This window comes from Paenibacillus sp. KS1, from assembly GCF_001680695.1.
GTDB lineage: Bacteria > Bacillota > Bacilli > Paenibacillales > Paenibacillaceae > Paenibacillus_B > Paenibacillus_B suaedae.
Genome location: NZ_MAIS01000068.1, coordinates 22992 through 33894, shown reverse-complemented (window position 1 = coordinate 33894; position 10903 = coordinate 22992). Strand labels below are relative to the sequence as shown.

The 10903-nt window shown below is 42.3% G+C and carries 13 protein-coding genes; all 13 read left to right on the top strand.

Annotated elements, in window-relative coordinates; genetic code table 11:
* The first annotated feature begins 841 nt into the window (after window positions 1-841).
* The 13 genes from BBG47_RS31110 to BBG47_RS20040 all read left to right on the top strand — a co-directional run bounded on the left by BBG47_RS31110 (window position 842) and on the right by BBG47_RS20040 (window position 10872).
* Window positions 842-964, top strand: a complete 123-nt coding sequence (locus BBG47_RS31110; protein WP_302621962.1) for a hypothetical protein — start codon at window positions 842-844, stop codon at window positions 962-964.
* A gap of 233 nt (window positions 965-1197) precedes the next feature.
* Window positions 1198-2094 (top strand): AAA family ATPase, encoded by an 897-nt coding sequence (locus tag BBG47_RS20095; RefSeq protein ID WP_175400591.1) that lies wholly within the window; start codon window positions 1198-1200, stop codon window positions 2092-2094.
* A complete protein-coding gene (locus tag BBG47_RS20090; protein WP_094183195.1) occupies window positions 2091-3314 on the top strand; it encodes a TadA family conjugal transfer-associated ATPase in 1224 nt (407 codons plus the stop codon). Before BBG47_RS20095 ends, BBG47_RS20090 begins: the two co-directional genes overlap by 4 nt.
* Before the next feature lie 26 nt (window positions 3315-3340).
* Complete coding sequence (locus BBG47_RS20085; protein ID WP_065293202.1) at window positions 3341-4270, top strand: type II secretion system F family protein; 930 nt, start codon at window positions 3341-3343, stop codon at window positions 4268-4270.
* A gap of 4 nt (window positions 4271-4274) precedes the next feature.
* A complete protein-coding gene (locus BBG47_RS20080) occupies window positions 4275-5144 on the top strand; it encodes a type II secretion system F family protein (protein ID WP_065293201.1) in 870 nt (289 codons plus the stop codon).
* Window positions 5145-5165: 21 nt separating this feature from the next.
* Entirely contained in the window at window positions 5166-5363 is a 198-nt protein-coding gene (locus tag BBG47_RS20075; protein WP_065293200.1) for a Flp1 family type IVb pilin, read from the top strand.
* Between the two features lie 2 nt (window positions 5364-5365).
* Window positions 5366-6070, top strand: a complete 705-nt coding sequence (locus BBG47_RS20070) for a TadE/TadG family type IV pilus assembly protein (protein ID WP_065293199.1) — start codon at window positions 5366-5368, stop codon at window positions 6068-6070.
* Window positions 6071-6103: 33 nt separating this feature from the next.
* A complete protein-coding gene (locus tag BBG47_RS20065) occupies window positions 6104-6880 on the top strand; it encodes a TadE/TadG family type IV pilus assembly protein (protein WP_065293198.1) in 777 nt (258 codons plus the stop codon).
* A 27-nt stretch (window positions 6881-6907) separates the two neighbouring features.
* Window positions 6908-7423: an A24 family peptidase gene (locus tag BBG47_RS20060; protein ID WP_065293197.1), complete on the top strand. Its 516-nt coding sequence runs from the start codon at window positions 6908-6910 to the stop codon at window positions 7421-7423.
* Window positions 7424-7450: 27 nt separating this feature from the next.
* Entirely contained in the window at window positions 7451-9016 is a 1566-nt protein-coding gene (locus tag BBG47_RS20055; RefSeq protein ID WP_065293196.1) for a DUF6382 and FHA domain-containing protein, read from the top strand.
* Between the two features lie 5 nt (window positions 9017-9021).
* Complete coding sequence (locus tag BBG47_RS20050; protein WP_065293195.1) at window positions 9022-9885, top strand: PP2C family protein-serine/threonine phosphatase; 864 nt, start codon at window positions 9022-9024, stop codon at window positions 9883-9885.
* Window positions 9886-9929: 44 nt separating this feature from the next.
* On the top strand, window positions 9930-10301 hold the full coding sequence (locus BBG47_RS20045; RefSeq protein ID WP_065293194.1) for a hypothetical protein: 372 nt from the start codon (window positions 9930-9932) through the stop codon (window positions 10299-10301).
* Window positions 10294-10872 carry a hypothetical protein gene (locus tag BBG47_RS20040; protein ID WP_065293193.1) on the top strand — a complete coding sequence of 193 codons (579 nt, stop codon included), beginning with the start codon at window positions 10294-10296 and terminating at the stop codon, window positions 10870-10872. The genes BBG47_RS20045 and BBG47_RS20040 overlap by 8 nt, the downstream gene beginning before the upstream one ends.
* Window positions 10873-10903: the final 31 nt, after the last annotated feature.

Sequence of the window (10903 nt, the reverse complement as noted above, 5' to 3'; positions counted from 1 at the left end):
CACTGTTCCTTTTTTATATTCCTCTAAATTTTCGAGAACAGCCCGCTGTTCCTCATCAGTAAGGGCTGTGTATTTCTCCATGTACTTTACCAATAATTCCTTCATGCATCTCCCACTAATCTCTTGGATTGAAACGAATAAATAGGAATAAATCCAATCGCGAACCAGTTCACGTACATTATCGAGCTTGTTTGCGATTTTTGTAGGGCCATAACGATAAAATACGCAACGTTTCAAACATTAGAATCGCTATCATGATCGATACAGAAATAATGGCGACCAAGAAGTAAGTTCTAAAAGACGACAAAAATTGACATTTATCTTTATTTTTCTTTGTTTTATTGAGGTATTTCTCTTCATACATTGGTATTGTTTCCTCGTTTCGTGACGAAATTTTAGGTCGGAAGACATGATTTTTTGTACTCAGCAATCCTTATTTGTACAAGCATTTTCAATAATTCACTACAACCAAATCCACAGCAACGATAAAAGAGAATAGGGCCGTAACAATAATAATACTAACGTTTCCCCCAATTGAATCGCCATGAAGTAATTAAAAAGCTGATTAATGAGAATAGGGACAATAATTCAAATTATAGAGTACCATCTCATGATCGATACAGAAATAATAGAGACCAAAAAGCAAGATACAAAAAAAGACAAAACTAGACAGTTTCCGCTATTCTCTTTTATTTCCATGGGCATTATAATTAGTACATTGGTATTATTTTCACGTTTTGGGGACGGAATATTAGGCCTGATGACATGATTTCAAGTACCCAGCAATGATGTCATTGTCCCGATTCTTGAATAAAGAGGGGATGTAGTCAGGGGTGAAGTGATGAATTCAATTAAAGAAATGGAGAGGCAGATGTCAGGGAAACCAGGAAAAGAAAAGTTGATTTCGATCATTATGGCAGTAATGGGAATTATTCTGATCGCAGGTGGAGTAACGAAGTTATAGTGAAAGGAATGGGTATGGAAAAGTTATCTTTAGTCATAGGGTCTTCGGAACAAGATTATTTGGAAATGTTAATGAGTTATGTTCGACAATCTGAATTTGTTTCATCAATTTCATTTAAAGCATTTTCAAATAAGGAACATTTCATCTCCTATCTTAATAAACCCTCGTTGACACATATCACTCTAGTAGAGCCTGACTTCATTGATGAGGCTGAGATAAGAGAATCCTGGGGAATGTTAATCTTTCTTACGAACAGCCAGTTTTCTAAACAAAGTGAAACGTATCCCTCCGTTTTTAAATATCAACCGATCCATCAATTAATTTCGACAATTACGACACTATATCTAGAACAACATGAAGTGATCGCAGAGCAAAGCGCCGGTAATGGAAATGCGAAAGTCATCTCGTTTTACTCGATGGTCGGTGGGTCTGGGAAGACAACGGCTGCTCTGAATTTATCGAGGGAATTGTCCCTTGCAGGCATGAAAGTAATGTATATCAACTTAGAAGATATCAGTTCACTACCGGTATGGTTCAATACGAAGCCTGGACATGGCTTTGCTGAAATATTGTATTATGTAAAATCTAATAAAAAACAAGTGATCGCAAAGGTTAATCAGCATAAAAAAACGGATATCGAAACGGGACTTGTGTATATAGAGCCGATTACGAATCATAGCGAGATTGAAGATATAACGCGCGAGGATGTTATAAGCCTCATTGAAGTTATTGTTCATTCGATGGATTACGATTACGTCGTGTTGGACTGCGAGACAAGCTTCCACGAAAGAATAATGGGAGCTCTGGAATGCAGCCACCATATTCTCTGTTTCATGCTAGACGATATACAGTGTATCTACAAGACAGAAATCGGGTTGTCATATATGGAGGCTAGTGATCCGAATAAGTATTCGCATATTCTCTCCAGAATGCACTTTATACTGAACAAATATACGGGAACGGTCAGCAATGAGATAAATTTCACAGACCTAGGGATTGAAGGATATTTGCCTTACATTCCAAAGTGGAAGAACGTAAAGAGTGGCGAAGCGCTGCTCGCATCGCAGGAATTTAATACAGAGGTTCTACGATTGATCACATTATTTGCCCAAGGAAGTGATAGGGCGTGAAATTGGAAGAAACGGTATTAGCCATTAAGGAGCACGTTCGGGGCAGACTTGATTTGTCCAGCTCGACTTCTGATGAGGAATTGCTCCAAGTTATTGAAGAATCGGTATTTCAATATTCGCAAGAACAGTATTTAACGGCTCGAGAGAAGAAAGAGTGCGTGAATCGCATTTTTAACTCGTTTCGGGGACTAGATGTGCTTCAACCGCTAATCGACGATAAGAGTATTACGGAGATTATGATCAATAATTATGACGAGATTTTTATCGAGCGGGAAGGACATGTGCATCGATATTCTGGCAAGTTCGAAAGTCAAGAAAAGCTGGAAGATATCATTCAACTCATTGTCGGCAAAGTGAATCGGGTAGTCAACGAAGCTTCGCCTATTGTCGACGCTAGGTTGAAAGATGGATCTCGGGTTAACGTCGTATTGCCACCAATTGCATTAAAGGGACCTACCGTAACGATCCGGAAATTTCCGGAGAAGCCAATGACGGTTGAAGATCTCATTCAGCGAGGGGCTTTAACAAAGGAAGTAGCTACTTTTTTGAAGAATCTCGTTGTTGCGAAATATAACATCTTCATCGGCGGAGGAACGGGGTCAGGGAAGACGACTTTTTTGAATGCATTATCGAATTATATCCCGGCTGATGAAAGAATCATTACCGTGGAGGATTCCGCAGAACTTCAAATTCAGAGCGTTCCGAACCTAGTAAGTATGGAAGTGCGGAATGCCAACACGGAAGGCAAGGGCGAAATTACGATGCGAGATTTGATTAAATCTTCATTGCGGATGCGCCCGAATCGAATCGTCGTCGGGGAAGTACGCGGACCGGAAGCGTTGGAGATGCTTCAAGCTATGAATACGGGTCATGATGGATCATTATCAACGGGACATGCAAACAATACTTATGATATGTTGAGCCGGCTAGAAACAATGGTGCTTAGCGGTGTTCAGTTGCCTGTTGAAGTTATTCGCAAGCAGATTAGTTCGGCGATCGATATTATGGTTCATTTGTCGAGATTGAGAGATAAGTCCCGCAAGGTTGTAGAAATTAGTGAAATTGTTGGTGTAGATCAGGGTGAGGTGCAGCTAAATCCGCTGTACGTGTTCGAAGAAGAAGGAGAGACACCAGAGGGCAAAATTATTGGGGGGTTAAAACCGACAGGAAACCCGCTGAAGAACATATTCAAGCTTAAAATGTCTGGTATTCAGATGTGAAAAATCGGTGAATGAGGAGGGGAATAATGAACATTATTCTAATCGCTTGCGGCGTTGGAGTAATTATCTGGCTTGTATATCTGATTTTGGATCGAAGGAAGCGTAAATCAGCCAATGATCTATTAAGCAATGAAGAGTCTAAGGATATAAATGATCATGTAGAGAAGAACAAAGCGAGAACCCAACAAGAGTCGCACAAAGCTCGCAATGAAGCACTTATTCATTATTCAGAGTATACGTTATCCGCGAGGGAACGGACTGAAGCTATAGTAATTGGATATCTATTGTTCTTCGCTCTAGGATATTTGTTTTATAACAACCTCATTTTAGCAGGCGTAACGGGATGTTTTGGTTTTGTTAATCCGAAGTTCAAACGTAAAAAGTTACTAGAGAAGCGAAAAAATGAACTGAATTTACAGTTTAAGCAAGCGCTTTATTCATTGTCATCATCACTAAGCGTGGGAAGATCCGTCGAGAACGGATTTGAGGAGACAATTAAAGATTTGCGCTTATTATATCCGGATCCTACGACCTATATAATACGAGAGTTTGAAATTATAACGCATCGTATCCAGAACGGTGAACCGATCGAACGGGCATTGATGGATTTTAGTGAACGAGCCCAGTTGGAGGATATTGAGAACTTCACGGATGTCTTCATCAGTTGCAAAAGAACGGGTGGAGATCTTGTAGAGATTATTCGCAGAACATCCAATATTATCGGGGATAAGCTGGAGATTCAACAAGAGATATCCGTCATGGTAGCTCAGAAGAGATTCGAATCTAAGGCGCTGTCGATTGCACCGGTAATGATCGTTGCGTTCCTAAGTTTTAGTTCTCCCGATTACATGGCTCCGATGCACAGCGGAATGGGTTATCTCATTATGACGATTGCTTTGGTCGTCTTGGCAGCCTGTTATTGGGTAACGCAGCGAATTATGAAGATCAAGGTGTGAATACATGATAATTTTATGGATTGCAATGTTGATAGAGGTTGGATGTATTGCAGCATCATTCCTGTTAGCAGGTCAGAGGTATAAGTCATTCCTAGCAGAATATACGGGGAAATTCCAATTGGAGTTCATGGCTCCGGCATCCTTGTATATCATTGATCGGTTTCGATTAATGGATCGGTTACATACGCGAATGAATGGGGCACATCAGAAAATAATTATGCTATACGGGGTGCAGAAGGGGCTGCAGCATACGAAGCTATTCATGGCGCAGCTCCTATCACTGATCATGATCGTACTGTTGCTCGCTCTAGGACTATCTATTGCAGCAGAAGGGGAATTGATTCTAGCAGTTATGGGTCTATTATTCGCCGTTGTCACACCTGTGCTAATGGTACGAGACTTGGATACGAAGATAAAGAAGAGAAAGCAAGAGATTCTTCTTGAGCTTCCAGAGTTCTTGAATAAGGTAACACTACTTGTCAATGCGGGCGAGACGGTACAGAAGGCGATTCTTCATTGTGTTGATCAAGCCAAACAGCCGGATCGCAGCCCGCTCTATATGGAGCTTAAGGAGGTTGCGAATCAGCTTCGCAACAATTATTCTTTCGCGCAGGCGTTGGAGGATTTCAGCAAGCGCTGTTCGATCCAAGAAGTATCCGTATTCACAACGACGGTACTATTGAACTATCGTCGCGGTGGCGAGGAGTTCGTCATTGCGCTTCAAGAGTTGTCGCGTAGTTTGTGGGAGAAGCGAAAGGCGATTTCACGTACGTTAGGCGAAGAGGCTTCTTCGAAGCTTGTATTCCCGATGGTCATTATCTTTATGGTTGTGATGGTAGTTGTAGCTGCCCCCGCAATTATGATGATGAAATAAATTATATGTTGGAGGGTCACTATGAAACGATTTACAGAAGGATTGAAGCGATTTTGGAAGAACGAGGAAGGGATTGGGACGCTGGAGATTATTTTGATTATTGCGGTTATCGTTATTATTGCAGTGATATTCAAGGATATGATTGTGAAGTGGGTGAAAGCTCTCCTTGGTAATGCTGACACAACAATTAACGAAAAATTTAACACCACAAACCCTTGATAATGAACATCCACAACCAATCTAGACGGTTCTTCAAGAACCAAAAGGGAAGTTTCACGATTGAAGCTTCCCTCGTTTTTCCGATCATATTCCTTGTAACAATCTTACTGATTTTCTTAAGTCTATATGTCTATCAGAAGTCGTCCCTGCACTATCTCGCAGACCGTACAGCCAAGAATGCTGCATGGACTTGGGATAACACCTACAAGGATGGACTGTCAGGAGCGTATGATCCATACGAGAAGGATGCAGGTACACAGCAACAGAAGCAGAACGATGGATTGTATTGGCGGTTCAGCGATTTTAATCTGCTCGATGTGCTGACTTTTCAGTTCTCGCGAGTTGGCTCGCCAAAGATTCTGACTGTGACAGGAACGGATCGTTCACAGCCTGCTAGGGGCGGGGATTTGGTTACTTACAAGCTGCAGCGTGCCGTGAGCACACTGCCTCCAGGTGTGACTGGATCGATCCAGTACGAGAATGATTTCTACAAACGGACTGTAACAGTTCGCCTAGAGAATCCGCTGCGCATGCCCGAATTCATTAAGGTACTGTTCAGGCAGGATAGGATTGAAGCGGAAGCGAGCTCATACATTTCCGAGCCGGCCGAATTCATTCGAAGTGTGGATTTCGCATTGTATGCAGGCAAGAAGATGGTGACGACTTCCAAAACGACGATCATGTCGATTCTTAAGAAGAAAAAATAAATGTTATCGGATAAAGGCTGAAAAGGAGAGAGCATGAAGTGGTTCCGCAAAAATGAAAACGGTAGCATCACGTTGGAAGCGGCGATGGTGCTCCCTTTATTTCTTGCTTTTGTTATTTTGTTGATCGCTATTATTCGTCTTACGATTACGCAAATGGCACTTCAAAATGCGACGACGGAAATGACAAAGCAAGCTGCGACACATATTTATCCCATATCTTACGCGTTTAATGCATTTCAGGGGTCTCCGCTTGGCGAAGCTGTTCAGCAGGTGTATGAACTGGCGACGAGTTCAGATAAACGCGTTGAGAAAGCTGGCGGATTTATTGATTCGAAGATTGATGGTCTCGTGACGGATCCGATTGTTAATGGATTACAGCAGCAACTGGAACAACAGGGGCTAGACCCGATGATCAGTCAAGTTATGACGGATTTCGTGAAAGATCATATATTGTCGGCTGCCACGAAGGAATTGAAGGAAGAAGTTAAGAAGGATGCAATTCCTCCGATTAAAGAGGCTAGCGAATCATTAGAAGAATATACGAAGCGGGTTGAGCAGCAAGTGAAGGATCGCATCAATAGTGCAGTTAATAATGCGGTAAGGCCATTCGTTATGAGTTTTGTAGATGAGCGACTTATCGATAAGAAAAATCTGAATATCACTAAATTAACACTACCGAATCTCACGGATAAGCATCCTAAATTCGGCGTTAATGTCGAGTATACGGTCCACCTCATTGTTCCATTTATATCTTACGATTTTAAGATTAGATCGAAGGCTGTGGAACGGGTATGGTCTGGTACGAGTTAGTCCTACAGCGAAGAGAGGCGTTAAGTCGTGCCCATAGAGTTCTATTTGTTAGGTGTATTTATACTGATTGCGTTCTATACGGATGTAAGGTATAGCAAAATTCCGAATGTGTTAAATGTTGCCGGTGCTGGAGTCGGCTTGGCATACCACGGATATCAAGGAGGGGTTACCGGTTTCCTGCACGCATGCCTAGCGGCTGTGATAGGATTCGCAATTCTACTGATTTTATATTTCTTGAAAGCGATGGAAGCGGGAGACGTGAAGTTATTCGCGGCGATCGGTGCACTTACAGGCGTTGAATATGTGTTGTACTGCATGATGTACGCCATTTTGTATGCAGGCTTAATTGGCGTGTTCATTTTGCTGTTCCGACGTGAATTTATGAAGCGAATCAGCCGAATAATGAAGTATTTTCTCGGTGTGATTGTGCTTCGCAGCAAAGAATCCGTGCAGCAAATTGCTAAAGAAGACAACATGAGGTTTCCATTCATGTATGCGGTTCTACCAGCGGCAATAACGACTTGTTACTATTTCATTCAATAAAAGATAAAAGGGAGTAGAAACTTGCACATGAATCAACAGATTTATGGAATTACATATGAGTTGTTGCAAGATCAAGGAAATGTCCTTGTGTTCGGTCACGATGGTCAATTGAGTGGCTCGGCGCTTATGAACCTTCAAGTCCAAATGCTTCAATCGAATTCGATACCGAAATTATTGCCCGTGAGCATAGAAGAATTCAATTTATCTGCGCAGCTACGCTATGATGTTGCTTCTAAACGTCCACTTCTACAAGTGTTGTCGTCTTCTTCCATTCGCTTGCTCGAATACTATGAATTGCTCTTCCAAATCGTATCTGCGCTAGAAGATAACAAGACTTACATGCTGCTGGAGCAGAATTATGTTCTGCATGAGAATTTTATTTATATCGGAACAAGTATTCAAGATGTGCATCTCTGCTATCTTCCTGTGAAAGAATTAGCGAATAAACGCACGGTTGCCGAAGAGATTCGTGATTTAGCCATGAGCTTGATCGGCTATGTAAGAGAAGTGAAGGGTGAAGGATTCCAACGAATTCTGAACTATTGTCGATCTGAAGCCTTTCGTATAAGCGATCTGAAGAAATTATTGAAGAATAATATTCAAGAGATTCATGAGGAAGCCTACAGCAGCCCAGTTCGTCAGTCTAGTCCGGTACCGAGTCAAGGTGTTAACGCGTATCCTAGCGCAGAGCGTGAATTTGCTGCAACACAAGAGGAGGCTCGCGTGAAGAGAACGACTCTTCCGGCTCGCGAAATGCCGGCAGCACAAACAAAGTCTAAGTCGATGAATCAAGAAGAGGTGGGTTCATTGCTAGAAGTTCGAGCATACGAACCGTTGCAACAACGGGGGAAGATCGTTCTCATATTATTGCTGGTTCTAACGAATGCCATATTATTGAAATTGTATTTGGATGATTCTCGTGAAGGCATGATGTTAATCTGCCTAGGCTTATCGCTGCTTACGTTCGATGCGGCCTATATCTTCGTTAAGTTTCGGCATTTATGGTTCGGTGCTAAGGTTCAAGGTCAAGGAGAGAGCATCAATTCGAAGCAGCCTCGTCCTAGCAAGAAGGTATCCAAGAAGGGCAAGAACGTAGTTGTCCATTCAGAGGATGTGGAACCCAAACAGATCCAATTCGAGAAGAAAATAAATATTCAAGAAGGAAAGGTGCAACCGGATTCAATCGATCCGCAATATTACCAGAACTTATCGATGCAGACAACGTTGCTTAGAGCAGATACATCGCAAGAAACGGTGTTGCTGGATCAAGGCATGTCACCATTGCATGGTCAAAAACCTCCGATTCTTGAAGTTCGAAAAGGCGATCATGTGATGCAGCAAGTGATTCATATGTCATCTTATCGAATTGGACGGGATGGAACTGCCGTTCAACATGTTGAAGATCTTGCCGGAGTATCGCGCGTTCATCTTGAAATCAAGCGCGAAGAGAACGATTGGTATGCAATTGATCTGAATTCAAAGAACGGAAGCGTGTTGAACGGGGAAGCGATGACGGCTAATCAACCTTATGTATTGCGAGATGGGGATGTTATTAAGATCATCACGACGGAATTTGTGTTCAGAACGGAGTAGCGCGATTGAAAAGACATGACTGGGCGTACGGATTATCGACAGATGAAGGTCCCAATAAAAGGGTTAATGAAGATCGCTGTTTTCTGAGGATTGAGCGAAACCAAGAAGGTGATCAAGATGTGCTGGCCGTCATTGCAGATGGCATGGGTGGGTACGGTGCTGGGGATTACGCGAGTCAATTTGCCATAGAACAAGTGAGGTTATGGTGGGACTTGCGTTACACTGCATTGATTCAGGCTCCGAACCCACGAAGCGCATTCGACGAGGAGATCGCAGTGTTATTCGCGCAAATTAACGCATCCTTATGTCGCGTTAGAACGACGCAATGCAAGTTACCTGGAACAACTTTATCTGTTTTGATTGTACACCGGTCTCGTTTTTATGTGTATCATACCGGCGATTCAAGAATCTATCAATTATCATCTCAAGGGATGCTTAGTAAGCATCAACACCTATTTCATCTACAACAATTGACGAAGGATCATTCATGGGTCGGACAAGAGGTTGCAGCCGGTCGGTTAGCGCGTACAGAGATGAATGGTCACCCTATGCGTCATGTATTGACCCATTGTCTAGGAATTAATCAAGATTTGGAAATCTATCGCGATTGTGGAGATATCCGGCATGATGACATGTTTTTGTTATGCACTGATGGGTTTTATTCCATATTTCGTGACGATGAATTGGTCGAGCTTATTCAATGCCATCAATCTCAATACGATTCATTGCAGGATATAAGCGATCAATTAGTTGCATCTGCCTGCAAGCGAGATGCGATGGATAATGTCAGTGTCGTCATTATGCAAGCGCGGGAGCAAGTAGTTGGTCGATCCCGCCGTTCATTTTGGCGAAACTTGATCAAGAATTAGCGTTAGTCATCACATGAACGATGAATGGATAGGGTGGTGATAAATTGTTAAGAACAGCGATGTTCACAATCGGATTCATTGCATTATTGATTGGTGGATTCCTATGGATGAGCCAGCAACAGAAAGGCTTGGATCCTGCTCTATTAAGTATCGTGAAGAATTATGTTGGCAGAGACGGTCTCGTTCATGATGTTACAAATGACATTGGCGTAGAGAGCGTCGAGGATGTGGGTTTTAAGAAGAAGGGTGATGTTCTGGAAGTGTTCTATGGCAAGATGAATTTCAACATTCAGATGGATGAAACCTTGCAAGAGGCGGTTCAGAACTTGCGCAAGCTCGGAATTGTATTAAGCACGGACGAAGCTGGCAACGTGAAACTGACTTATAACGGGGAAGCGGTGAAACAGTTTGAATAAGAAAGCAGCGATAGCCATGTTAAGCTGCTCACTATCGCTTGTATTTTTATTTATTTATGTGTGGGAATCCCAGCAAGTGACGGCTAGTGAAGATCAAGTTACTTCCAAGATGATCGTAAAGGAAGCGATGACGGCCCAAGAGCACTTCGTGAGTTATGTGATGGGGGATACCGTCTATATGGAGGATTTGGTCAAACAATCGATTGAACCACTAAGAAAAGCAACTGGGGAAGTATTCCCGGCTATGCATAGAGTAAAGGGAACTACTGCGATTAATAATTTCACTTATTTAGCGAATCAGATGGTGATAGACCCGGTAAGTCTCCAGATTGGAATGGAGAGGTCGATTCCTTATACATATACAGCGACAATTGAACAGAGCTCGAAATATATTGACACGTTGTTGTATGACGGTTGGGAGCTCATAGGAAGCTACAATGATCATCGTTCTATGGATATGTATTTAAGAAAGAATGGGCGGATGGCCAGAGTAATTATTCTTGAACGCATGATGAAGGTATTCGATGACGTCAAGCGGGAACTTCCGGATTCCAAAGCTTTCGTAAAGTAGATCGATTTATACAAAATGACTTATCAGCGGG